Here is a 26,747-nt window from a genome sequence, read left to right as displayed (position 1 = left end):
TGAGCCAATCAATTTCATCTATAGATATTTGATTTATTTTTTTTTCCTTGAGCAGCTAATACCATTGCTGACCAAGTAAAATTGTCATCTAATTCTCCTAGTTCAGGCTCAGCAATAATTTCAGGCGGGACAGCAATTTTTTCTTTGTTAGCACTATCAGTCAACACTTGTTTTTGCTCTTCTTTCTTCTGTAATTCTTGTTTTTGCTCTTCTTTCTTCTGTAATTCTTGTTTTTGCTCTTCTTTCTTCTGTAATTCTTGTTTTTGCTCTTCTTTCTTCTGTAATTCTTGTTTTTGCTCTTCTTGTTGTTTTTTTAAAAGTGCATAAGCTTGAGCAGCCCACTCTCGGGAATTATCAGAATCAGTATTTGTCATTGATATTTGTAGTTCGTATTAAATAAATTTTTAAATACTATTTATTTATATCAAATAATCATTGCAATTTAACTGTTTGTAATCTCCTTAAAATTCCGTTAATCAGTTTTCTTCCTTGAATATCACTATACTTATTCGCTAAATTAACTGCCTCATCACAAGCAACAGCAACAGGTGTATTAAGAAAATGAATATCCACATAGGCTAATCGCAAAATATCTCTATCTATTCTTGGTAATCTTTTTAACCTCCAGCCTTCCATTGCTTTATCAATATCAGAATCAATAATCTTAAAATTATTGATAGTATTACTAATCCTATTATTCACATCATCTCTAACATCAATTTGACCACTAGAAACTATTAATTTTGGAAAATCTAAAGTGATTGAAAGTGTATTCATTACAGTTTCAATTTTTGTAAGAGATTGTTTTAAGTCATCTCTAACATTTGAAAAAGAGGAATCAATACCTTCCTTCAATTCACTATCTAATATTTTTTGTGATGCATTTTCTAACTCTGATTCACAAATATCTAATTCATCTCTGCAATGGTTAATAAGAGAATCCAAAGCAGATTCAAAAATTTCTTCTATCTGAAATTTATTTAATTTGAAATCACCTTTATCTTTTATAAGGCCAAGAGAAATTAAAGATAATTCTCTAGAAAGGGATTTATTATGCATCAATTAAGAAGAAGTATTAGTGGAGGCACGTAATTGAGAAAATAATTTTGAAAATGTTGGGTTTGTAGTGTTATTTTTCTCATCCGGATTAACTATACCAGCCGAAATTATTGTTCTAAAAGCATCTTCTACAGAAATATCCAAATCCTTAACTGAAGACTCAGGAACCAAGGTATACCAACCAGTCGTTGGGTTTGGTGCTGTGGGTATAAAAACGCTTAGCAACTTTTCTTCCAAATCTGGCTGCAAAGAAGGACCAACATCACCAGTTACAAAGCCTACGCTATATAATCCCTCACGTGGATATTCAACTAATACAACTCTTCTAAAGCGATTAGATTTATTACTTAAGAAAGTTTCGAGCAATTGCTTAAGAGTTTTATAAACTGCACCAGCTACAGGAATTTTTGATAAGGTACCTTCTCCAAATTCTAATAACCATCTTCCAACAAAATTTCTAGCCATTAAGCCTATAAGCAAAATAGCCAATAAAGGTACTGTTAAACCCAAAGAAAGATTAATTAAATCTTGTAATAAAGGATTTAAAGTAATAAAAGGATTTAATTGCTTAGGAACAGAAGTTACTAATGTTAAAACAAATTTACTAACTAATGATGACAACCAAATAGTTGTTGCTAAAGGTATTACAACTAACAACCCCGCTATCAGATCGTTCTTTAGATCCTGTTGGAGCCTAGATCCTAAGTTCGAATCTTGATTTTGATTTTGATTAGATTCAACCAAAATAATGTTCTTAACTATACTAACTTTACTAATAATTTAACTGTTTTTATTGAGTTAGGATATATTTCTCATTAATAAATTTAAATTATTTATTAGTTTCATCTTTAAAAATAACTTTAAAAAAGAAATGCTATAAAGAATAAAGAAATGATCGATACCATCGAAGACATAAAAGAAATAAGTCAGAAATTAAAAAAAAGAGCAATTTCTGAAGGTTTTACAATTGCTGGAATTGCTTCAATACCAGGCAGTTCGCGCATAAAATTAAGAACTAATGCATTAGAAAGATGGTTATCTAATAACCATCATGCTGAGATGAAATGGATGGAAGCAGAAAGAAGGAAAAATATAGGCTCACTTCTTGAAAATGCAAAAAGTGTTCTAAGCGTTGGATTTAATTATATTAGTTCACACAAAAGCAACAACCTCTTCAAGGTAGGAAAATTTAGTCAAGGAGAGGATTACCATAAAGTGATTTACAAAAAATTAAAGAATGTTGGAAAATGGATCAATTTAGTAATTCCTGATTGCAAATGGAAAATATGTGTTGACACCTCGCCGCTTCTTGAAAAAGCATGGGCTGAGGAATCAGGACTTGGGTGGATAGGTAAAAATAGTAATCTTATAAACAAAAAAAATGGTTCTTGGATTACTTTAGGTTTTATTTTACTTACAAAGGATTTAATACCAGATAAACCTCATCAATCACTTTGCGGAAAATGTGATATTTGTATTGAACATTGTCCCACTAAAGCAATAGTAGAACCTTTCGTAATACAATCAGATCTATGTATTGCTTATCACACCATAGAAAGTAGAGAAAAAACTATTCCAAAAAAGATAGAAAAAAATTTAAATGGGTGGGTTGCAGGATGTGATATTTGTCAAGATGTATGCCCTTGGAATAAAACAGTCCCATACAACAATACTTTTGAAACCACTCCAAAAGAGTGGATAAGAAATCTTAATGTAAATTCATTAAATTGGAATGATAAAACTTGGGCAAAACATCTAAAAGGAAGCACATTAAAAAGAATTAAACCTTGGATGTGGAGAAGAAACATAAAAGCAAATTTAGGTAAAAAATAAATGAATAAATTTTTTAAAAAATTAATATGCGTTTCTTTTATCTTTTTTTACTTTTTTAAAATAGAACAAGTTGAATCAATAGTACCCTATTACTATTTTCCAACAAAAAACAATTTAGAACGTGAAGGTTTATCTATTGGAAAAAATGCATATCAACTTTTATATTTTGGACAATTTGAACAGGGCCTTAACTTAGCAAAGTTAGCTGTAAAAATAAATAACACTGATGAAAAACTATGGTTAATTTTATCTGAAGCTCAATTAGTTAACAATTTATACAAAAATGCGTTAATTTCTCTAAATAAAGCACAAAAAATTAATCCAAAAAATAGCGAAACATACATTCTTCAAAGTAATATATATCTGAAAATTTCAAAATTACAAAATGCAAAGACTGCTTTGAAAACTGCATTGAGGATTGAATCAAATAACTATAAAGCTATTTTTCAATTAGGAAATATTTTATTAATGGAAAATAATTACGCAGAAGCAATCAAGTTATTTGATAAATCTGTGAAGATCAAACCTGATTTCTGGCAAGCAATAAATAATCAAGGTTTAGCTTATTTCGAGAAAAACAACATCAATCTATCTATAAAACTCTTTGAAAAAGCAATCTCAATTGAGGACAACGCAGAGCCATTACTAGGATTAGCTTCGTGTTTGAGAATGAAAGATATTAAATTAGCTCTTCAACTAGCAAAAAAAGCTTTAAATAAAGATCCTAACTACGTTAACTACGATTATAGAAAAGAACAGTTATGGGGGGAAAAATTGCAAGCCTCAACAGAAATACTTTTACAAAATGATCAGCTTCAAACAGATGTAATATTGGCAAAATCGAAAATAAATGCATCTTCTTAATTGTCAATACTGGAAAATATTAGTTTACCTATTAGTCTTAATTTAGTTAATAAATACATATTTAATTTTACGCTCTGATGGATAAGAAAAAATTCACTTCTATCTCTCTCCAAGAAGAAATGCAACGTTCTTATCTGGAGTATGCAATGAGTGTAATAGTTGGTCGAGCTCTACCCGACGCAAGAGACGGACTTAAGCCAGTACAAAGAAGAATACTATTTGCGATGTACGAATTAGGTTTAACACCGGATAGGCCATTTAGAAAGTGCGCGAGAGTTGTTGGAGACGTACTTGGAAAGTACCATCCTCATGGAGATCAAGCCGTATATGATGCATTAGTAAGGCTAGTACAAAATTTTTCAACTAAATATCCTACTCTAGACGGCCATGGAAATTTTGGATCTGTTGATAATGATCCACCCGCAGCAATGAGATATACTGAGACCAGATTAGCTCCAATAGCTCATAAAGGATTTCTTGAAGAGATTGGATCAGAAACAGTAAATTTCTCAAATAACTTTGACGGATCACAAAAAGAACCAGATGTTCTTCCAGCCCAGCTTCCATTTTTATTGTTAAACGGATCATCAGGTATTGCCGTTGGAATGGCAACAAATATTCCACCCCACAACCTAGGAGAAATAGTAGATGGTTTAATTGCTTTAATAGAAAACAAAGATCTAACTAATAAAAAACTTTCTAACATTATTAAAGGACCTGATTTTCCAACAGGTGGAGAATTAATTTATAGTCAAGCTATAGGAGAACTTTATGAAACGGGCAAAGGGTCAATAACAATTAGAGGTGTGATTAACACCGAAGAAATAAATTTAGGCAAAGGTAAACATAAAAGAAATGCATTAATTATTACAGAACTTCCTTATCAAATAAGTAAGGCTGGATGGATTGAAAAACTAGCAGAGCTTGTTAATTCAAGCAAAATTAATGGAATCTCTGATATTAGAGATGAAAGCGATAGAGATGGAATGAGAATTGTCATAGAGTTAAAAAAAGATTCTAATCCTGAACTTGTAATTTCTAACTTATATAAAAAAACAACTCTCCAAACCAACTTTGGTGCAATTTTTTTAGCTTTAATTAAAGGCAAACCTGTCCAACTAAACTTAAAAGAATATTTAAACTATTTCCTTGAATTTAGAGAAGAAACAATTAGAAAAAGAACTAATTATTTTCTAAAAAACACCATTGAAAAACTAGAAATATTAGAGGGTTTATCTAAAGCAACAAAAGACATAAAAAAAGTCATCGAGATTATTGAAAATTCAAAAAATTCTGCAGAAGCTAAATCAAAATTAATTCAATATTTTTACATAAGTGAAAAACAAGCAAATTCAGTTTTGGATATGCCACTAAAAAAATTAACAAGTCTAGAAAGAAATCAAATAGATGATGATATAAAAAAATTACAAGAAAAGAAAGATTATTTTCAAACGTTATTAAATGAAAGAAAAATTTTACTTGAATTACTAATAGAAGAATTCTTGATATTAAAGAAAAAATATAATGTTAAAAGAAAAACAAAACTACTTAAAAATATAGATCAGAATGAAGAATTGGAAACAATTAATAATCAAATACTAGAAGACTTTATAAATAGAAAAACAAAATTATTTATAGACAATAGACTATATTTGCGCAGAATTATTTTAAGCAACTATAAGAAATCGTTTGAAGATGTAAATAAAATTATAGAAAATAAAAATATTCAAAAATTTATATGTAAGATTGAAAAAAATATAAAAATAATTGGAATAACTTTTACCGGAAAAGTTTTTCACATTGATTGGGAATCAAATATTAATAATGACTATAAATTAGATAGTAAAATCCTTGGGAATATTGATCCAAATGAAATAATTAATTTTCATTCAATTAAAAAAGGAATTAAAAATTATTTATGTATCTTGAATTCGGATGGAAGGTTCAAAAAAGTTTTATTTGATGATGATATGATTAAAAGTAATAGATCTTTCGCAATAACAAAATTAAAAAATAATATTAAAACTATTGATTCATTTATTTCTAATGAAGAAAAAAATTTAATAATATTAACCTCAATAGGAAGAATTTTTAAATTTAATTTATCAAATAAATTTTTAACGCCGACTTCTAAACAATCTCAAGGTTTAATGCTTGCAAAACTTTTGCCCACTGAAATGATTGTTTCTTGTTGTCCATATCAAAATGGCGAAAATATTTATTTGGTTTCTAAACAAGGAAAGATCTTTTGTATAAATAGTAATGAAATTTATTATGCTAATGAATACAGTTTGGGATATTTAAATGAAAAAACCCAAATAAAAAACGATTACTTCATCAAAATTTTACCAAGTAACAATTATCTAGATATTGAAACTAATAAAAATAAATCTTCTAGGTTAAATTTTGATAAATTAAATTTCAAATCTAATAAATCTAATTTTTTAATTGATTCATTAAAAATAGAAAAAGGGGAATATATCGAAAATTGTTTTAGACTCGAAAACTTTCTCGACTAAGATTTATATTCATTTTCTACCCAATTTAAATACTCTTGATTTACTGTTCCTGTTACATAAGAACCAGTAAAGCAACTCATCTCTAAATCTTGAATAGGAGAATCACTTATTATTGATTTTCGTAAATTTTTAACACTTTGGTAAACGAGGTTATCAATTTCAAGTTGATCAGCAATTTGACTTATTGTTCTATCGTGAGCTATTAATTCATCTCTATTAGGCATATTAATACCATAAACATGAGGAAAACGTACAGGAGGTGCTGCCGATGTAAAAAAAACTTTATTTGCTCCTGCATCTTTTGCCATTTGGACAATTTGTTTTGAAGTAGTCCCTCTTACTATTGAGTCATCAACAATTAAAACATTTTTATTTTTGAACTCCGCACTCATAGCATTTAATTTTTGTCTTACAGATTTCTTACGTTGCTGCTGACCAGGCATTATGAATGTTCTGCCAACATACCTATTTTTAAAAAAACCTTCTCTATATTCTATACCTAACTGTCTTGCAACTTGCATAGCGGCAGGTCGAGAAGAATCAGGAATAGGCATTACAACATCAACATCTCCAGAATTAATTGTTTCTTTTATTGTTTCAGACAAATAATCTCCCATTTTTAAACGAGCTTTATAAACGGAAATTCCATTCATAATTGAATCTGGCCTAGCTAAATAAACATATTCGAAAGCACAGGGACATAACATTGGGTTTTCAGAACATTGCTTAGCAAAAAACTCACCATTAAGATTGATAAAAATAGCTTCACCAGGATCTACATCTCTCACTACTTGATAATCATTATTCTCAAGTACTAAAGATTCGCTAGCAATCATCCACTCCTCTTTCATTTTAGTCGATGAAAATCTTTTTCCTATTACTAAAGGTCTTATACCAAAAGGATCTCTGAAGGCTAATAAACCATGTCCTGAAATTAATGCAATTGAAGCATATGATCCCTGAATCCTTTTGTGTAAAGATTTGACAGCATCAAAAATAATATCAGGCTCTAATTCTTGATTATCAATTTGTTCTTGCAATTCTGTTGCAAACACATTTAATAACATTTCAGTGTCACTTGAAGAATTTGTATGCCGCTTATCAATATTAAATAATTGTTTTTCTAAATCTCTAGTATTAGTCAAATTGCCGTTATGTATCAAAACAATTCCATAAGGAGCATTAACGTAAAAAGGCTGGGCTTCCTCTACACTTTCTGCTGAGCCTTTTGTTGCATATCTAACATGACCTAATCCAATTTTTCCTATTAAATTTCTCATATCTCTGGTTCTATAGGCAGTATTAACCTGACCTTTAGCCTTATGTATATGGAAAATAGTATTTTCCATTGTAGCTATACCAGTTGAGTCCTGACCTCTATGTTGAAGTAACAAAAGACTATCGTAAATTTGTTGATTTACATCATCTGAAGAAACGATTCCAACTATTCCGCACATAACTTAATTTCTAAAAAATTTTGATAGTTGAGAATTTTTTTTCATATTTAACAGTGACCTGAAATACTATTATTAAATTTTTCTGTTAATTCCTCAACCCTAATATTGCAAATATTTTTTTCTTGGATTTTTATCTTAAGAGATTCATTAGAAACATATCCTATTTTTTTTAAATATAAACTTGGTTGAAAATCTATTTTAATATTTTTTAGATAATTAAGCCATTCTTTTTCTTTCATTTTGTCTATTGAAAAAATGATTCTAGAACCTCCTTCTGCAAACAATAAATTATCATCTCTATTAGGATCTTTCTGTATTTCAATCGTTGCACCTTTTGAGGACAAAATACAACACTCTGCTAAAGCTATTGCTAAACCACCATCACTAATATCGTGAGAAGACACTACAAAACTTTTTAAAATTGCATTTCTCAAAAAACTCTGACAAAACTTTTCATCCAGCAAATCTATTTTTGGAGGGCGACCTGTAATTTCTCCATGAAAATATTCCAAATAAGAACTAGCAGCAATTGTCGTTTCTGATTTATAAGAGCCAATTAACCAAATTTCATCATTAATATTTTTCCATTCACTACTTATAGCTTTTTCAACATTATCTATCTTCCCAACCATTCCAATGACTGGCGTAGGATTAATAGGTGTAATTTTATTATCTTTATTTTTTGATTCATTGTATAAAGAGACATTTCCACCTGTAACAGGAGTTTCTAAAACTTTACAGGCTTCAGAAATCCCTTTACATGAAGATGAAAGTTGCCAATATCCTATTTCAGTCTCAGGAGAAGAAAAATTCAAATTATTTGTAATTGCTAATGGTTCTGCCCCTACACAACTGACGTTTCTTGCAGATTCTGCAACTGCAGCGATAGTTCCTCTAAAAGGATCAAGAGAGACCCATCTACTATTACAATCAACTGAAGCAGCCACACCAGAAAATACTTTATTTTTATTTTTTTCATTTTGTTCTCTTAATCTTATTACAGCTGCATCTGATTCTCCAGGCTTAAAAACTGTATTTGATTGAACTTGAGAGTCATATTGTTGATAAATCCATCTTTTAGAAGCTATAGAGGGATTAGAAAGAAGTTTTAAAATTATTTGTGAATAAGAAAAACTCTTATTATCCTTCATTGAAAAAATTTTTTCCTCCTTTATTTCTGGTAAATTATTTTCTTTCCATTCCCATTTCTTTAACAAATAATCAGGTGGATTATTCATTACATTATGAATATTCACAGGAGTATCATCAGATAAAGCAGAAGTAGGGATTTGAGCAACAATTTTACTTTTATGAGAAATAATTACCTCTTTAGTCTCTATTACTTCACCAATTACATTGGCATATAATCCCCATTTATTAAATTTTTGAATAAGTTCATTAATTTTTTCTTCCTTCACGACAAATAACATTCTCTCTTGCGATTCAGACAATAAATATTGGTATGGAGACATGTTATCTTCTCTAGAAGGAACCAAATCTAAATCAATAAATATGCCTAAATTCCCATTTGCAGCCATTTCTGCACTACTACATGTTAAACCTGCCGCACCCATATCTTGAGCAGCTATTACATCTCCTGTTTTAAAAGCTTCTAAACAGGCTTCTATAAGACTTTTCTCAATAAATGGATCACCTACTTGCACTGCAGGTCTATCATCTAATGAAGTAGCTGTTAATTCTGAACTTGCAAAACTAGCACCACCGACACCATCTCTTCCAGTAGTATTGCCAACATATAATACAGGTGATCCTACATTTTTAGCACCAGAACAAACAATTTCATTAGTCTCTAAAAGTCCTAAAGACATAACATTGACAAGAGGATTACCTGAATAACTATCATCGAAGTAAATTTCACCACCAACAGTAGGTACACCTACACAATTTCCATAATGTGCGATACCTGATACAACTCCTCTAAGCAAATCGACATTTGATGGTTTATCAATATTTCCGAATCTCAATGAATTCAATACTGCTATTGGTCTTGCTCCCATTGTAAAAATATCTCTTAATATTCCTCCTACCCCTGTTGCCGCTCCCTGAAAAGGTTCAATTGCAGAGGGATGATTATGACTTTCTATTTTAAAAACAAGTTTTTGATTATTTCCAACATCAATAACGCCAGCATTTTCTCCAGGACCAACTAGAACATTTTTTCCTTTGGTGGGAAACTTAGATAAAAGAGGTTTTGAATTTCTATAACAACAATGTTCAGACCACATAACACCGAACATTCCTAATTCAGTCCTATTTGGTTTTCTCTTTAATCTATTGCAAATTTCTTCGTAATCGTTAATTGTTAAATTTTCAAATTTAAGTACCTCATTGAGATCATATAGATCATTATTATCTTGATTTCTCATTATTTAGATCCAAGGTTCATCTTCTTTTTTTTCACTAAAAGATCTTGATGTTCTATTTTCATTATAAAAACTTTTTTGTTTAAAATCTAAGTTTTGGTTTATATCTTCATCTTCTTCAAGCCAATCCTCTAATCTATTAGAAGCTATATTTTTCATATCATCAAATCTATCAATAATTTTTTTTCCTTTTTGCAAAAATTGATTTTTAATACTTGATTTTATTAAAGATAAATCATCTAGAGAACTACTTTCACAAAATACTAAACCAGGTTGTTGATCATTAATATTTTCAATATTTAATTTCCATCTACTAGATCCAGGAAACTTAGGATTCGATCGAGAAACTAAATAATATTTAATTTTACCAGTTTTCATTTCAAATAAAAAATCTGCAATAACTCCTATTTTTGAGCCATTTATATTTATCAGATTAGCTTCTATTAAATTTGGAAACCTATTTAAAGTTGCTAAATCAGAAATCGCTGGATCACCTTTAACATAAATTTCATTATCAATTATTTGACTAATTTGATTTAATCGCCATACATTTCGTTTTAAATCAAAATTTGAAGGACGAGAGTACCATCCTAAAATTCGATGAACTGGAGGATGCATCCAAACATTTTCACCATTGCCGTAATTAAGAGCCTTATTACCCTTAATACTAAAATTTAGTAATTCACTTAATAAAATTTCTTTAGGTAATTTCAAATTAAGAACGAACCTGAACAGGCATAACTAGATAAGTAAAAGAATTGAGATTATCTTCTGGAACAAAAACAGCTGGAGTAGTTGAAAGATTACACTTCAAAAGTACATTTTCAGAAGCAATAACTTTTAACCCTTCTAAAAGATATCTAACGTTAAATGCAATATCAAAAATCTCTCCAGAGTTAGAAACAGGTATTAATTCATTTGCGTTTCCAATATCTTGTGCATCTGCACTTATTGAAGCTAAATCTGTATCATCCAGTTTAATCTTAACAACACTACTCTGCTGATCTGCCAAAACAGCAATTCTTTCTAAAGCATCAATTAACTTTTTAGTATTAAAATTAAAAATCTTAGAAAAAGTATCAGGGATTAATTGTGAATAATTAGGATAGATACCTTCTAAAGTTCTTGTTGTAATTATTTGATTAGAAGAAATAAAAACTACCTGGCCTTTATCATAGAAAAGCTTTATTGAATTTTCTGAGCTTCTTACAGAGACTAGTTTTTCAATTTCTCTTAATGATCTAGTTGGAATAGTTACTGATAAATCACCTTCATTTAAAGATAAGTTATCCTTATTTTCAGTATGTTCTCCCTTACCAATTAAAGCAACCGCTAATCTATGTCCATCTGTAGAAGCAGACTCTAAATAATTTTGTTTAAAAGTAAAATTGACACCTGTTAGTAATTGTTTTGAGTCATCATTACTACTAGCAAAAATTGTAGATTTTAAAGCTTTTAAAAAAGAACTAGGATCAATATTTAAAGAAGTACCACTTTCAACAAATGGTAAATTGGGATAATCATCAGAGGGTATACCTTTGATATTAAAAGAACCTCTATCACTTTTTATTAAAATATTATCTGAATTCTCATCAACTTCTAAAGAAACAGGAGTTTCATTAGGTAATTTGTTTACTATTTCAGATAAAAGTTTTGAAGGTATCGTAATAGCACCACTATTTTTAACAGTTCCATCAAAAGAAGTTTGAATTCCTAAATTGAGATCAAATCCAGTTAAGCTAATTTTATTTGTTCCTTGGTCAGCTGTTAAAAGTATATTTGCAAGAATTGGGTGAGTTGGACGTGAAGAAACAGCTTTGCTTACTAGTTGTATAGCATTATTTAACTCATTTTGATTACAAATAATCTCCATCGGAATTTGGAACTTTTTTACAATCACAATATACTTTTTTCGTAAATTAAATTCAATAAGGTATTTTATTCTATTTTCTAATATATAAATATAAAAAATAAATAAAATAATTAGTAGTAGTAGTTATTGTGGAAATTGTGGAATTTTTAATTGAAACGTTTTAATTACTTAGTTTACGAGATTTTAAATAAGTGGAAAAAAATTTTTATTTGTTGATCAAATTTAAATTTTCTTAATTAATAAAAAAATATTCAACAAATTGAATTATTTTTTAAATATTTTTCAACAATTGTTTTTTCTTTTTAATTGATTTCCACAGACACTAATTTTTTTGGATTTCAATATCCTAATATTTTACTTATATTTTTTAAAGAAGGTTCAATATTTTTTATAAAAACAGCATCATTGTTTTTAATAGCGCAATCAGGGTCTTTCAATCCATTTCCAGTAAGAACACAAACAATAGTCGATTCTTTTTGAATTCTATTTTTATTTTTAATAAGTCCAGCAACTGATGCAGCACTCGCAGGTTCACAAAATACTCCTTCTTTAGCAAGTATTTTGTAAGCATTAATTATTTCATCATCTGTTACTGATTGAAAGTCTCCTTTACTTTCCTTTTTTACTATTTTTGCTTTGTCTCTATTAACTGGATTTCCAATTCTTATTGCAGTTGCGATTGTTTCAGGATCTTTGACTATGATATTTTTTACTAATGGTGCAGATCCTTCAGATTGGAAGCCCATCATAATTGGTAATTTTAAATTTTTTTTTATTTTTGAATATTCTTTAAACCCCATCCAATAAGCAGTTATATTTCCTGCATTTCCCATTGGGATACAAAGCCAATCAGGTGCAATACCTAAGTCATCAACAATTTCAAAAGCTGCTGTCTTTTGTCCTTGTATTCGATATGGATTAACAGAATTAACGAGTTCAATTGGATGTTCAGCAGATAAATCTCTTACAATTTCTAAAGCTTTATCAAAGTTCCCATTGATAGATATTATCTCAGCTCCATACATTAAAGCTTGTGCAAGTTTTCCTTGTGCAACAAATCCTTCTGGGATTAAAACATAAGGTTTTAATCCCCCTCTAGAAGCATATGCAGCAGCTGAAGCAGAAGTGTTTCCAGTGCTTGCACAAATTACAGCTTCACGCCCTTCTTCTTTTGCTTTGCTAATTGCCATAGTCATTCCCCGATCTTTAAAAGATCCTGTAGGGTTTAAACCATCATATTTTAGGAAAACCTTAGATCCATTTCCAATTAATTTGCTAATTGAGTCACTATGAATTAGTGGCGTATTGCCTTCGTTTAGCGAAATAATTGGAGTTTTCTTTGTCACTGGAAGATATTGCTTGTAAGCATCAATTAGACCTGGCCATCTTTTTTTTCTGTAATTGATACGTAATCTATTTTTAATTTTATTTAATAACACCATAGTTGTTTAATTTGTTTTGATTTTTTCTAGAGGAGAATCTGTAAAAAAGTCTAAAAGTTCTGAAATTGATTCTACTTTATTCATAACTTTGCTCAAAGCCTTGACATCCAAAATAATAGTTTTTGTTGGATATGCTTCAAAAAAATTTATCATATTTATTTTCCCATTTCCTATGTTAATTCCTTGAACTAAACTTGCTCTAAGGGCCAACATACCCGTTCTTTCATCATCTGCTCTGGGCGGGTGGATTATAGAGGAAAGTCTTGTTAAAAAAACATTTCCAATTTCTGAATATACTAATTTGCTTGCAATCGTAATTGGAATCTCGAAATTCTTACTTAATACTGATCTAATTTCTTTATCTTTATACCCAGTTGCTTTTAAAATTCTTTTTAATTTTTTAGTTGAATTACCTTCTTGAGCAAAATCTTTTAATGAATTTACTTTAATTGTTCTGGAAAAAATGCTATATATAATTTTAATTTCTTCAGCAGCATTAGCTTTTGTAACATTAAAAATTAATTGAGAACTTATAAAAATAAAAAATAATTTAATTATTAATATTTTACTAAACTTCATTTTATATATTTGCACCAGCAGCAATCTTTACAAGTCTAACTACTCCTTTTTCAGTTACTTTTTTTGCGATTTCTATGCCCATTTCTTTCGTATAAGGCTCATTTATAAGACGAGGAACCCTTTTTAAAAAAATATCAACTGAATACCCGGGGACTTTTTGTAAAATCTCTAAAAAGTTTTTCAATGGCTCTATATACATTATAAGGTCACTCAAATTGTTATTTTCGTTGATAGTGTTAAATTTAACTGATTGTGGAAGATAGTTATTTAAACTTTTCAATATCTTTAAACTAAGTAAATCTATCTGATTTGTTAAACCTTCAACAATCTCATTTCTAAGAAACCCTCCATTTGGAGAAAAGAGAAGATTTATAACTTCGTCTAAAAGTTTTTCTAAATCTAGATTTGTTTGCTTTGCAGCGTTAGAAAGTAGATCTTCTAAACGGTCCCATTTAAATTCTTTATTATCAAAAAGCATTTCTTTAAGGCTTTCCCTTAATTGTGGATCAGGGTCTTCCATCAATCTTCTTGCAAAATATGGATAAGCTGCGCCTAATATTTTAAAGTTTGGATCTACGCTTAACGCTATTCCTTCTAATGTAAGTAATGACCTAATTATAAGTGCATAATATGGAGGAAGTTTGAACGGGAATTTATACATAACACCAGACATATCGTCGGTGACGCTTTTAAAATCCATTTTTGAAACTCCTTGTTCAACGGCGTTAATGAAAACATCTTGAAATGCTGGAACGATAGGTTCTAGATTAACTTCTTTTGATAAAAATCCCAATTTTACGAAATCTTTAGACAATTTATCGAAGTTTTTATTTACTAAATGCACTACTGCTTGAATTAATCCTGATCTAGACTCTCTGGAAACCTCGCTCATCATTCCAAAATCTAGATAACATAATCTACCATCTTCAAGGGCTAATAAATTACCTGGATGTGGATCTGCATGAAAAAAACCATGTTCTAAAAGCTGTTCTAAACTGCATTGCACCCCTATATCAATCATTTCATCAGGATTAATTCCTAATTTTTTTACGTCTTCTAAATTTGTTAATTTTGTACCGTCTATCCATTCCATTGCTAAAACTCTTCTTGAAGTTATTTCTTTATAAATTTTTGGTACGGCAATCATTTTGTTATGTTTATGCATATCTCTGAATTTTTCTGCATTTGCAGCTTCGTTTAGATAATCCATTTCTTCAAAAACTCTCTTGCCTAATTCGTCAATTAATGCAACGAGGTCGCTTCTTATTAATCCGATATTGTTTTTTAGCCAATAAGCAATATTTCTCACTATGTAAAGATCTAAGGTTATTTGTTCTCTTAAACCTGGTCGTTGCACTTTTATTGCAACGATCTCTTCATTTTTTAATTTAGCTTTATGCACTTGCCCTAAAGAAGCAGCTGAAATTGGTTCTTTATCAATTTCTAAAAAAATCTCATTTATTTTGCATCCTAAATCTTCTTCTATTAATTCCATAGCTTTATCGCCATCAAACCCAGGGAGTTGATCTTGTAATTCAGATAATTCTTCCAGAAGAATAGCTGGGATTATATCTGGTCTTGTTGATAATGCTTGGCCTGCTTTAACAAATGCAGGTCCAAGTTCTACCAATAAATTTGTTAATTCTCTTGCTCTAAATCTTGCTTGTTGTGCATTTTTTAATCTTCCAGTTAATTTATCCCACCCAACGGAAAAGATGTAAGCAAAAATAGGTATGAGCGTTTGCCAAAGTCTTTTTAATAGTCTTTTAGGATTTTTTTTGTAAATTTTAGAAATTGTATCTGGGTCATAATTTAAGAGTCCAGATACCTCAATAAAATCGGTAAAATCTTCTTTCATAACTTTATATATTTAAAGCCTTTATTTTTTTTAAAAAGAAGTTAATTTTTTTATATGGAAGATTTATCATGTTAATACAATTAAAAATAGAAAATATTGCTTTAATAGAAATTATAGAAATTAATTTCGAAAAAGGTTTGAATATCATAACCGGGGATTCAGGTTCAGGAAAATCATTAATTTTGGATTCCCTAAATGCTTTATTTGGTGGAACTAATATACCTCTAAAACACTTAATACGTCCAGGAAAAGATTTTTGCGCTATTGAGGCGATATTTTCCTCTTCTTCTCAAATTAATGATTGGTTAATTAGTAATGGTTTTCAAAAAAGTTCCTCAGAATTAAAAATTAAAAGAACATCTTATAGAAAAAATAATAAAATCCTATCCAAATATAGCCTTAATAATTTATCAATTAATAAATTTTTATTAGTAGAACTTGGGCATTTGTTGATTGATTTTGCAGGTCAATCAGATACTTTTATATTTGATTCTCTAGAGAAGAGAAGATTAATTATTGATGATTTATGTTCGCAAGAATTGAGAGATACTAGTTCAAAAATTAAAAATATATGGGGACAAAGTGAAGTTTTAAAAAGACTAATGCGTGAAAAAATAGAATCTTCCAGGAAGCAGGAAGAAAATAACTTAGTAATTAAACAAATGTTGAAGAGTTTAGAAGAAGCTAACTTAATTTCCAGTGATGAAATTTTATATTTAGAGTCACTAGAAAATAAACTCGTGAATAATCTCGAAATTAATAATTCAATTCAATCATCTTTAGATAACTTAAATAATTCCAGACATGATGAACCATCAGTGGTGAATTTGATAAATCAATCAATTAAGTTTTTAAATAGAACTGCAGATTTCGATTTAAAGATTCAAAAATTTAGAGAGAAGTTATTAAATATTCAAGTTGGTGTTGAAGATTTAATTTTCTCATTAAACTCATATTTACAAGACATAGAAAATCACGAATCTAATCTTCCAGAAATACAAAAAAGATTATTTTTTTTAAAAAACTTGGAGAGAACTTTTTCATTGGATCTACCTCAATTAATTGAAAAGCGAGATCAATTAAAAAAATATTTTCAAAAAAACAATCATCATAATGATATTCGCAATATGGAAGATCAAATAAAAAATTTACAAAGTAATTTAAATTCTTTATTTGCTATTCAGTCTAGGGAAAGAAAAAAAATTGCTAAGAATTTACAGTATTCAGTAATTTCAACTTTAAGCAATTTAGGATTAGAAAATGCAAATTTTTCAATTCAATTTGCCGAATGTAAGCCTTCCTGCGATGGAATTGATAATATAAATTTTTTGTTTTCTGCTAATCCTGATCAGAAGCTTGCTCCCTTATCAAGTGTGATTTCTGGTGGAGAAATGTCAAGATTCTTATTAGCGATTAAATCTAGTATTTCAAAAAAAACAAATACTTTCTTTTTAGATGAAATTGATAATGGTTTAAGCGGTAAATCTTTATTCTCCTTGTTTGATCTAATAAAAAGAATTTCAAAGGGACAACAGGTTTTATGTATTACACATCAGCCTTTTTTAGCTGCTGGAGGGTCGGCTCACTTTAAAGTGAAAAAGAATGTAATTGATGGATTAACTTATACTTCAATATCAAAATTAGCAACAAAAAAACAAAGAAAAAATGAATTAATAGAACTGATTGGGGGGGGGTTTGAAGAAGCTAATGATTACGCTTCTAAACTTATCGAAAGAGCAGCTGCATAAAATAACAAAAATTCCACTATAATAACCTTTTTAAATCATAAATAGATTTAAACATGGTTAAAAAAATTGATTATAGTTTTGAAGAAGATAATTCAATCAATATTAGAGGGGCTCGTCAGCATAATTTAAAAAATATTGACCTTTCTCTCCCTAGGAATAAATTTATAGTTTTTACTGGTGTGAGTGGAAGTGGTAAAAGTTCTTTAGCCTTTGATACGATTTTTGCAGAAGGTCAAAGAAGATATGTTGAGAGTCTTTCAGCATATGCAAGGCAATTTTTGGGTCAAGTAGATAAACCAGATGTTGACAATATTGAGGGCTTGTCACCTGCTATTTCAATTGATCAAAAATCTACAAGTCATAACCCCCGATCAACAGTTGGAACAGTAACAGAGATACAAGATTATCTAAGATTGTTGTTTGGCCGTGCTGGTGAGCCCCATTGTCATCACTGTGGGATCCCAATTGCTCCTCAAACAATTGATGAAATGGTTGATCAAATCATTCTTTTGCCAGAAGGTACAAGGTATCAATTATTGGCTCCTGTTGTAAGGGGGAAGAAAGGAACGCATACAAAATTAATAAGTGGATTAGCTGCTGAAGGCTTTGCTAGGGTAAGAATTAATGGAGAAGTAAGAGAACTTGCCGATAGTATTGAATTAGATAAAAATCAAATTCATAATATTGAGGTAGTTGTTGATAGATTAATTTCAAGAGAGGGAATACAAGAAAGATTGAATGATTCTCTACAAACTTGTCTCAAAAGAGGCGATGGTTTAGCCATAGTAGAAGTTGTTCCAAAAAAAGGAGAAAACTTACCTCCTAACTTAGAGAGAGAAAAATTATATTCAGAAAATTATGCTTGTCCTGTGCATGGTTCTATTGTTGAGGAACTTTCTCCAAGATTATTTTCGTTTAACAGCCCATATGGTGCTTGTCCAGACTGCCATGGTATTGGTTATTTAAAAAAATTTACTGCTGATAGAGTTATACCTGATAAAACATTACCTGTTTATGCTGCAATAGCGCCTTGGAGTGAAAAGGATAATACTTATTATTTTTCTTTACTTTATTCTGTAGGACAAGCTTATGGTTTTGAATTAAAAACTCCTTGGAAAGATTTAACTGATTTGCAAAAAAACGTTCTACTTTTAGGATCAGATAAACCAATATTAATTCAAGCTGATAGTCGTTTTAAAACTTCTAGTGGTTTTGAAAGGCCTTTTGAGGGAATTTTACCAATATTAGAAAGGCAATTGAATGAAGCTAATGGAGAATCAGTTAAACAAAAGTTAGAAAAGTACTTAGAGTTAGTGCCTTGTAAGACATGTGTTGGAAAAAGATTAAGACCTGAGGCTTTGGCCGTTAAACTTGGTCCATACAACATAACTGATTTAACTTCTATAAGCGTTTCTGAAACCTTAACTCATATCGAGCGAATAATGGGATTAGGTAAGAATAAGAAGGAAAATATATCTTTATCTGAAAAACAAAAGCAGATAGGTGAATTGGTTTTAAAAGAGATCCGTTTACGTTTGAAGTTTTTAATTAACGTAGGCTTAGATTATTTAACTTTAGATAGACCAGCCATGACTTTGTCTGGTGGAGAGGCTCAGCGTATTAGATTGGCTACGCAAATAGGTGCAGGCCTTACTGGCGTTTTATATGTACTAGATGAACCAAGTATTGGTTTACACCAGAGAGATAATGAGAGATTATTAGAAACATTAAAAAGCTTACGAGACTTAGGAAATACTTTAGTTGTAGTGGAACATGATGAAGACACTATGAAATCGGCAGATTATTTAGTAGATATTGGCCCAGGTGCAGGTGTTTATGGTGGTGAAATTATTGCTAAAGGATCATATCAAGATGTCTTGCAATCAGATAGGTCATTAACTGGGGCATATCTTAGTGGAAGGAAGTCGATTCCAACTCCAAAAGAACGTAGATCATCTGTTAAAAAAAGTTTAATTTTAAATAATTGTTCTAAAAATAATTTAAAGAATATATCTGTAGAATTTCCTTTAGGAAGATTGGTTTCTGTAACTGGTGTAAGTGGTAGTGGAAAAAGTACTTTGATAAATGAATTACTCCACCCTGCCTTATGTCATTCTCTAGGATTAAAGGTTCCTTTTCCACAAGGGGTAAAAGAGTTAAAGGGTATAAAGGCAATTGATAAAGTTATCGTTATTGATCAATCTCCAATAGGGAGAACACCAAGATCAAATCCAGCTACCTATACAGGTGCTTTCGATCCTATAAGGCAGATTTTTACTGCCACTGTTGAAGCAAAAGCAAGGGGTTATCAGGCTGGCCAATTTAGTTTTAATGTTAAAGGAGGTAGATGCGAAGCGTGTAAAGGTCAAGGAGTCAACGTTATTGAAATGAATTTTTTACCTGATGTCTATGTTCAATGTGAAGTATGCAAAGGAGCTCGTTTTAATAGAGAAACTCTTCAGGTAAAATACAAAGGTTTTAATATATCAGATGTTTTAGAGATGACTGTTGAGCAAGCTTCAGAAACTTTTTCTGCTATACCTCAAGCTGCTGATAGATTATCCACACTAGTAGATGTCGGATTAGGATATGTAAAATTAGGTCAACCAGCTCCTACATTATCTGGTGGAGAGGCTCAAAGAGTTAAGTTGGCTACAGAATTATCTAAAAGAGCTACTGGAAAAACTCTATATTTGATTGACGAACCTACTACGGGTTTAAGTTTTTATGATGTTCATAAGTTAATGGATGTAATTCAACGTTTGGTAGATAAAGGTAATTCGGTAATTGTTATAGAACATAATTTAGATGTTATAAGATGTTCGGATTGGATTATTGATTTAGGACCTGATGGAGGTGATAAGGGCGGGGAAATTATTGCAGAAGGTATTCCTGAAGATGTAGCTACACATCTCACTAGTCATACAGCAAAATATCTTAAAAAGGTTCTAAAATAAATTTTTTTAGTTGTATTTCTTCGTATTATTAAATAATTGATTACGAAGATAATTTCTTTTAAAGTTGTATAAGATTAGTGTGAGACTTCTTTTTGAAAAATTTACTTAGCGACAAAAATTTTAAAACATAATGGTTTCTTAATATTTCTTCGAGAAATTCAGCTTATTTGTATTAAAGGGCATTGTTCTGAGGATTTGCTGAATGAGGTTTAAATTTTTACATTTACATTTACATGGTCTGATACGATCTAAAAATCTTGAATTAGGCAGAGATCCAGATACTGGAGGGCAAACACAATACGTTTTAGAGTTAGTAAAAAGTTTAGCGAATACTGCTGATGTTGACCAAGTAGATTTAGTGACTCGTTTAATTAATGACCCTAAAATTGATAATGATTATTCGCAAGAAGAAGAATTTGTAGCGCCTGGAGTCAGAATTTTAAGATTTAAATTTGGACCAAATAAATATTTAAGAAAGGAATTGCTTTGGCCTTATTTAGATGAATTAACTGAAAGCCTCATTGCATACTATAAAAAAAATAATAAGCCTAATTTTATTCATGCGCATTATGCAGATGCTGGATACGTAGGCGTTAAACTTAGTAAATCCTTAAATGTTCCATTTATTTTTACTGGTCATTCCTTAGGGAGAGAAAAACAAAGGAAATTACTTGACACTGGTTTAAAATCTAATCAAATAGAAAAGCTTTATTCCATAAGTAAAAGAATTGAGGCAGAAGAAAAAGCTTTAAAGTCTGCAGATATTGTTGTAACAAGTACTAAACAAGAGTCAGTTTATCAGTATTCCCAATATTTTTCTTTTTCTCCTCACAAAGCTAGAGTGATTGCGCCTGGAGTTGATCATAATAAGTTTCACCATATTCACTCGACAACAGAGACAGCTGATATTGACAATATGATGAAACCTTTTTTAAAGGATTTAACAAAACCTCCATTATTGACTATTTCTAGAGCTGTACGAAGAAAAAATATTCCTTCTTTGATCGAAGCTTATGGAAGATCTGAAAAATTAAAAAGAAAAACTAATTTAATTTTGATTTTGGGTTGTCGAGATAGTACTTCGAAACTTGACTCTCAACAAAAAGATGTTTTCCAAAATATTTTTGAAGCTATTGATAAATATAATCTGTATGGAAAGGTTGCTTATCCAAAAAAGCATCTTCCAAGTCAGATTCCTGCTTTATATAGATGGGCCGCTAGCAGGGGAGGGGTATTTGTTAATCCAGCTTTAACAGAGCCTTTTGGTCTAACACTCCTTGAAGCTTCTTCATGTGGTTTGCCAATAATATCAACAGACGATGGAGGACCCAAAGAAATTTGCTCAAAATGCGAAAATGGACTTTTAGTAGATGTTACCGATATAAACAAGTTTAAAGTTATTCTTGAAAAAGGAATTACTAATAATGCTCAGTGGAAATTATGGAGCAGAAATGGGATTGAAGGTGTTCATAGGCATTTTAGTTGGAACACTCATGTTCGTAATTATTTATCAATACTCAAAGAAGAGTTTTTAAGGTTTAATAGCGATTCTTCATCTGATATTAAACAGAGTTGTTTAAAAGGAAGTTCTTCACTTATAAAACCCCATTGATCAAATTCCTTAGGATCAGTGTGAATAATTAGTTGATTTTTATGTGTCTTTTTTAGTTTGAAGCCTTTCTTAGATAGTTTTTTCATTAAATTAGCAGTTTCTTCAAATCTTGATGCCATTGCATCAAGACTAGAGCAGTCACTTGTTAATCCATTATCTTTCCATGTAAAAAAATTCATAACAAATTTGTTATAGATTGATTTTTAAAACTATACCTAAAATTACAAGTAAAATGTTGATTTTCCAAAAATTTTCAACTATTTTCTGTTCCTTAACTCCTTTAAGTTCAAAATGGTGGTGTATTGGTGCCATTAAAAATATGCGTTTCCCATTATGAAATAATTTTTTTGTAATTTTAAAAAACCCTACTTGAATAATTACCGATAAAGATTCAACAATGAAGATTCCTGAGAAAATACATAAGGTAAAAATGCTATTTGTTAATAACGCTATAGATCCCAGAATTGCACCAATACTTAATGATCCCGTATCACCCATAAATATTTTTGCAGGATAATTATTATATCTGAGAAATCCTAAACAAATGCCCGACATTGAATAACATAAAAGACTAAAAACAATAAGCTCTTGCTGTTCTTTCATTAATATTTCTGTACCCAATCCATAAAAGACAATTGCACTACATCCAGCCGCTAGTCCATCTAGTCCATCAGACAAATTTACTGAATTACTTAATCCAACTAATACTAAAAAAGAGATTGGAAATATAAAAATATTCATATTTATTCCCCAAGAGTCAGATACTGCAACTAATGGATTTATCAAATTTTTTTCATAAGCTAAAAATATAAAAATTATTGAGATGATACTTTGTAAAATAAATTTTTCTTTTGATTTTAATCCTGTATTCTCTTTGTTTTTAATGCTTAAATAATCATCTAAAAAACCAGTAATGAAGAAACCAAAAATAGTAAGTAATAAAAGTAATAATTTTGGAGAACTTAAATGTAAATTTATTATTAAAAGAAAAATTAAAAAAGGTATGACCATAAACAATCCACCCATTGTTGGGGTATCACTTTTTTTAAAGTGATTGGAAGGCCCGTCAGTTCTAATATTTTGTAGTAAATTTAATTTTTGGATTATTCTTAGACCACTTTTTGTGATCCATAAAGAAATAAAAAAAAATAATGTGTAAACTCCTATAAAAATAAAACTATTAAAAAAATAGGAGGTAACTATTAAAGCAAAAGTATTTAGTATAAATAATGATTTAAAGTTAAATTTTTTAATCTTCCCAATCATCTTCTGAAGTGTCTTCTTCAGTTTTATAGTCTTCTTTTTCTCCCATAAGTGCTGAAAGCTCCTCTTCTTCTATCGTACTAATCTCTTGTGAATCTCCATCTTTTTCAGCAACAAGTCTTCCTGTATTCTCAAGCCAAGATAGTAGATCAGGTTCATCTCTTAATGGTAAAACAGGAGCTGGATCATCTCTGTGATAACAAGTTAAAGCAGGGTTAACCTCAGAAATATCATCTAATTTTAGTTTTAGTTTATTTGAGTCCATTAAAGGTTATGTTCTATATATAAGATAATACATAATAATGCACACGAAAAACTTTGTTTGATAAAGGAAATTTAAAATACTTTGTTATTTGGCTAATTTCATTGTTACTGTCTGGATTATTTAAACTTATTGGATACTTGAATCCAAATGTTTTAATAATTAATAACTTTCTTCTCTTATTACTAGTTTTTGGACCAGCTCTTTTAGTTACAATAATATTAGTTTTTAATAAGTTTTCAAATTCTTGATTACGTCAACAATAAAAAATTTATGGAGCAAATTTAAATGCAGCAGGTAAAAAAAGTTGTCCTAGCTTATTCTGGCGGCGTTGATACGAGCGTTTGTATTCCATATTTAAAGAATGAATATGGTATTTCAGAGGTGGTTACTTTTGTGGCAGATCTTGGACAAGGCGAAGATTTGGAACTTATTAGGCAAAAAGCTTTAAATTCTGGTGCATCTAAATCAATAGTTGGTGATTTAGTGAATAGTTTTGTTGAAAGATACGCTTTTCCAGCTATTAGAGCAAATGCATTATATTCAGATAAATATCCTTTATCTACTGCTCTTGCTAGGCCTTTAATTGCTGAAAAACTTGTAGATACTGCAAGAGAGATTAATGCCGATGCAGTAGCTCATGGATGTACTGGTAAAGGGAATGATCAAGTTCGATTTGATTTAGCAATTAATGCTTTAGGGCCTGATTTAAAAATAATTACTCCTGCAAGGGAATGGAATATGAGTAGAGAAGAGGCGATATTGTATGGAGAAAAATTTGGCATTCCTGCACCTGTATCAAAAAAATCACCATATTCAATAGATGTAAACCTCCTTGGTAGAAGTGTTGAAGCGGGGATATTAGAAGACCCAATGCAAGAAGCACCTGAAGAAATTTTTGCAATGACATCTTCAATTGATAATTCACCTGATTCCCCTCAAGATATAGAAATTGTTTTTAAAAATGGGTTTCCAGTTGGGATTAATAATGCATTTTTAACTCCAGTGGAGATTATTCAAAAAGCTAATGATCTTGCAGGTGAACATGGTTTTGGAAGAATAGATATGATTGAAGATCGAGTAGTAGGAATCAAAAGTAGAGAAATTTACGAAACACCTGGCCTCCTACTTTTAATCAAAGCTCATAAAGAATTAGAGAGTATAACCTTAAACCCAGATGTTATTAATTTTAAAGGAATAGTGGAAAAAAAATGGAGTCAATTAGTTTATCAAGGTTTTTGGTTTGGACCTCTGAAGGATAGTTTAGATGCTTTTATTTCATCCACTCAAAATTCAGTTAATGGAAGAGTAAAGATTAGACTTCATAAGGGGAACGCAATAGTGATTGGAAGAATGTCGGAAAATAATTCACTTTATAGGGAAGATTTAGCAACTTATAGTAAAGACGATGTCTTTAATCATTCTTTAGCTGAGGGTTTTATTTATATGTGGGGTATGTCTAATAAAATATGGGCCGAGTTAAATTCAAAAACAAATGATTAACATTTAAGATTCTGCATTTTCTTTGATTTTAGTATCGTTTTTTCCTGAAGTTGAGTCATCAGGGTCTGTTACTGGTTGTTTTTCTTTCAATTCAACGTTTGCTTCTTGATTATCTTTATTTTCTGATTGAGCTGTACTTTTATTAGAAGGTCTTGGGGCTGGTAAAGGCCCTTCTTGTTTGACGGTCATGTATCTAATAACATCTTCACCGAGTCTCATTGCTTTTTCAATTTTAAAAATATGTTGTCCATCACCTTGATGACTCAATTGTACGTATATACCTTCTCTATGTTTTGCTATTTGATAAGCTAATCTTCTCTTGCCCCTCATTTGACTATCAAGGATAGTACCGCCAAATTCTTCTAACAGTTTATTGTATTTATCAATGTGATTAGTTACTTCATCTTCCGCAATATCTGGGCGGAGGATGTACATGGTTTCGTAATAAGGTTGTTGATCATTCATAGTTTCAGACAAGGTCTTTGGCTCATAAATAGATGTGATGAGCGTCTGTTCATTATTTACGATACATTACGACGGGTAGTTTCTTAAAACTAGCATCATTATTTTTAAAGATATTTTTTTAGTGCATCATTCATAATGTGAAAAGGTACTTCTAAACCATCTGTCCAAAATGATAATGATTTTATTCCTTGAGCAACAAGCATTTGTAATCCATCGATAGTCATGCATCCTTTTTTGTCGCTAAATTTTAATAATGGGGTTGGAGCTGGATTATATATTAAATCGTAAACAATTGTTTGCGATTTAAGAGATCTCCAAAAAGTTTCCCCATATGGCAATATATTTTTTTCATTTGTAGTTGTTTTCATTCCTACTGGTGTTGTATTTACAATTAAATCTGCTTCTTTAATTAAATTTTGAGTCCTATTATCATTATTTGAGTAACCTTGAATTGCAATTTGATTTCCAAAATTTTTTATTAATTCATCTAGTGATAATTTGTTACGTGATACAACTGAAATTGTTGAAAAATTTAAATTTATTAATCCCTGAATAACAGATCTTGCAGCCCCACCGGAGCCAAGTACAGTAGCTTGCTTGTTAGTTAAATCTAAGCTTTTTAAAGGGTAAATAAATCCCTCTACATCTGTATTAGTTGCGCTCCATTCTTTCTCGAAATTTAATTTGAGGGTATTAATTGCTTTTAGTTTGTTAGCAATAGGGGAAATTTCACTACAAAGTTCAAATACTTTTTCTTTATGAGGAATTGTAATATTTAACCCCTTGCAATTAATTTTTTTCAAAGAACTGAGAACCAATTCTAGATCTTTATCTCTACAAGGTATTGCAATATAAATTAAATCTAGGCCTAAATATTGAAGGGCGGCATTTTGCATGATTGGTGACAAAGAATGGCTTACTGGATTGCCAATTAATCCAATAAAAGACGTGTTACTTGTGATCATTTTTAGAAATTTTTTTTTTTAAATTGCGATCTGTTCGGGAACCACACCCCGTCTTTGAGTAACAATAATGACGCCAATGACCGATTATGGAGAATATCAAATAT

The 26,747-nt window shown here is 30.2% G+C and carries 20 protein-coding genes and 1 pseudogene; 7 read left to right on the top strand and 14 right to left on the bottom strand.

Going from position 1 to position 26,747, the window contains the following annotated elements:
- The 3 genes and pseudogenes from EU96_RS05320 to EU96_RS05330 all read right to left on the bottom strand — a co-directional run.
- Positions 1-374: pseudogene (locus EU96_RS05320) on the bottom strand (signal recognition particle-docking protein FtsY); the annotation flags it as partial.
- 58 nt (positions 375-432) lie between these two features.
- The gene (nusB, locus tag EU96_RS05325; protein ID WP_032526459.1) at positions 433-1,059 is read right to left on the bottom strand and encodes a transcription antitermination factor NusB; all 627 of its coding nucleotides are present in this window, start codon (positions 1,057-1,059) and stop codon (positions 433-435) included.
- A 3-nt stretch (positions 1,060-1,062) separates the two neighbouring features.
- Positions 1,063-1,803, bottom strand: coding sequence for a DUF502 domain-containing protein (locus tag EU96_RS05330; RefSeq protein WP_032526458.1), 741 nt, complete (start codon positions 1,801-1,803; stop codon positions 1,063-1,065).
- Positions 1,804-1,950: 147 nt separating this feature from the next.
- Here EU96_RS05330 and queG point away from each other — a divergent pair, with 147 nt between their 5' ends.
- From queG to EU96_RS05345, 3 genes are all read left to right on the top strand, one after another.
- Positions 1,951-2,892, top strand: coding sequence for a tRNA epoxyqueuosine(34) reductase QueG (queG, locus tag EU96_RS05335; protein WP_032526457.1), 942 nt, complete (start codon positions 1,951-1,953; stop codon positions 2,890-2,892).
- Positions 2,893-3,756 (top strand): tetratricopeptide repeat protein, encoded by an 864-nt coding sequence (locus tag EU96_RS05340; RefSeq protein WP_032526456.1) that lies wholly within the window; start codon positions 2,893-2,895, stop codon positions 3,754-3,756.
- Positions 3,757-3,833: 77 nt separating this feature from the next.
- Complete coding sequence (locus EU96_RS05345) at positions 3,834-6,275, top strand: DNA gyrase/topoisomerase IV subunit A (protein WP_032526455.1); 2,442 nt, start codon at positions 3,834-3,836, stop codon at positions 6,273-6,275.
- Here the strand turns inward: EU96_RS05345 and purF are convergent.
- From purF to EU96_RS05380, 7 genes are all read right to left on the bottom strand, one after another.
- The gene (gene purF, locus EU96_RS05350; protein WP_032526454.1) at positions 6,272-7,732 is read right to left on the bottom strand and encodes an amidophosphoribosyltransferase; all 1,461 of its coding nucleotides are present in this window, start codon (positions 7,730-7,732) and stop codon (positions 6,272-6,274) included. The genes EU96_RS05345 and purF overlap by 4 nt on opposite strands.
- Before the next feature lie 47 nt (positions 7,733-7,779).
- Positions 7,780-10,119 (bottom strand): phosphoribosylformylglycinamidine synthase subunit PurL, encoded by a 2,340-nt coding sequence (purL, locus tag EU96_RS05355; RefSeq protein WP_032526453.1) that lies wholly within the window; start codon positions 10,117-10,119, stop codon positions 7,780-7,782.
- 3 nt (positions 10,120-10,122) lie between these two features.
- Positions 10,123-10,830, bottom strand: a complete 708-nt coding sequence (locus tag EU96_RS05360; protein WP_032526452.1) for a PRC-barrel domain-containing protein — start codon at positions 10,828-10,830, stop codon at positions 10,123-10,125.
- Position 10,831: 1 nt separating this feature from the next.
- Complete coding sequence (dnaN, locus tag EU96_RS05365) at positions 10,832-11,989, bottom strand: DNA polymerase III subunit beta (protein ID WP_032526478.1); 1,158 nt, start codon at positions 11,987-11,989, stop codon at positions 10,832-10,834.
- Between the two features lie 338 nt (positions 11,990-12,327).
- Positions 12,328-13,431 (bottom strand): threonine synthase, encoded by a 1,104-nt coding sequence (gene thrC / locus EU96_RS05370; protein ID WP_032526451.1) that lies wholly within the window; start codon positions 13,429-13,431, stop codon positions 12,328-12,330.
- A gap of 6 nt (positions 13,432-13,437) precedes the next feature.
- Positions 13,438-14,010, bottom strand: a complete 573-nt coding sequence (locus EU96_RS05375; RefSeq protein ID WP_032526450.1) for an alpha/beta hydrolase — start codon at positions 14,008-14,010, stop codon at positions 13,438-13,440.
- Between the two features lies 1 nt (position 14,011).
- Positions 14,012-15,868 carry an ABC1 kinase family protein gene (locus tag EU96_RS05380; protein ID WP_032526449.1) on the bottom strand — a complete coding sequence of 619 codons (1,857 nt, stop codon included), beginning with the start codon at positions 15,866-15,868 and terminating at the stop codon, positions 14,012-14,014.
- Between the two features lie 68 nt (positions 15,869-15,936).
- Here EU96_RS05380 and EU96_RS05385 point away from each other — a divergent pair, with 68 nt between their 5' ends.
- From EU96_RS05385 to EU96_RS05395, 3 genes are all read left to right on the top strand, one after another.
- Positions 15,937-17,616 (top strand): AAA family ATPase, encoded by a 1,680-nt coding sequence (locus EU96_RS05385; RefSeq protein ID WP_032526448.1) that lies wholly within the window; start codon positions 15,937-15,939, stop codon positions 17,614-17,616.
- A 53-nt stretch (positions 17,617-17,669) separates the two neighbouring features.
- Positions 17,670-20,573 (top strand): excinuclease ABC subunit UvrA, encoded by a 2,904-nt coding sequence (gene uvrA, locus EU96_RS05390; protein WP_032526446.1) that lies wholly within the window; start codon positions 17,670-17,672, stop codon positions 20,571-20,573.
- A 202-nt stretch (positions 20,574-20,775) separates the two neighbouring features.
- Complete coding sequence (locus EU96_RS05395) at positions 20,776-22,185, top strand: glycosyltransferase (protein WP_032526445.1); 1,410 nt, start codon at positions 20,776-20,778, stop codon at positions 22,183-22,185.
- 189 nt (positions 22,186-22,374) lie between these two features.
- Here EU96_RS05395 and mraY read toward each other — a convergent pair whose 3' ends face one another.
- Together mraY and EU96_RS0109090 are read right to left on the bottom strand one after the other, a co-directional pair.
- A complete protein-coding gene (gene mraY / locus EU96_RS05400) occupies positions 22,375-23,451 on the bottom strand; it encodes a phospho-N-acetylmuramoyl-pentapeptide-transferase (RefSeq protein ID WP_032526444.1) in 1,077 nt (358 codons plus the stop codon).
- Positions 23,435-23,713, bottom strand: a complete 279-nt coding sequence (locus tag EU96_RS0109090) for a DUF3134 family protein (RefSeq protein ID WP_032526443.1) — start codon at positions 23,711-23,713, stop codon at positions 23,435-23,437. The genes mraY and EU96_RS0109090 overlap by 17 nt, the downstream gene beginning before the upstream one ends.
- A 285-nt stretch (positions 23,714-23,998) precedes the next feature.
- Between EU96_RS0109090 and EU96_RS05405 the strand changes: the two genes are divergently transcribed.
- Positions 23,999-25,213 carry an argininosuccinate synthase gene (locus EU96_RS05405; RefSeq protein ID WP_032526440.1) on the top strand — a complete coding sequence of 405 codons (1,215 nt, stop codon included), beginning with the start codon at positions 23,999-24,001 and terminating at the stop codon, positions 25,211-25,213.
- 3 nt (positions 25,214-25,216) lie between these two features.
- On the opposite strand, the gene rpsF is transcribed toward EU96_RS05405, so the two are convergent.
- The gene (rpsF, locus tag EU96_RS05410) at positions 25,217-25,678 is read right to left on the bottom strand and encodes a 30S ribosomal protein S6 (protein ID WP_032526439.1); all 462 of its coding nucleotides are present in this window, start codon (positions 25,676-25,678) and stop codon (positions 25,217-25,219) included.
- Between the two features lie 104 nt (positions 25,679-25,782).
- Entirely contained in the window at positions 25,783-26,643 is an 861-nt protein-coding gene (locus tag EU96_RS05415; RefSeq protein ID WP_032526438.1) for a shikimate dehydrogenase, read from the bottom strand.
- Positions 26,644-26,747: the final 104 nt, after the last annotated feature.

The organism is Prochlorococcus marinus str. MIT 9302, assembly GCF_000759975.1.
Classification (GTDB): Bacteria; Cyanobacteriota; Cyanobacteriia; order PCC-6307; family Cyanobiaceae; genus Prochlorococcus_A; species Prochlorococcus_A marinus_M.
The sequence above is the reverse complement of the archived record's forward strand: the minus strand, read 5'-3'. Positions and strand labels throughout refer to the sequence as shown.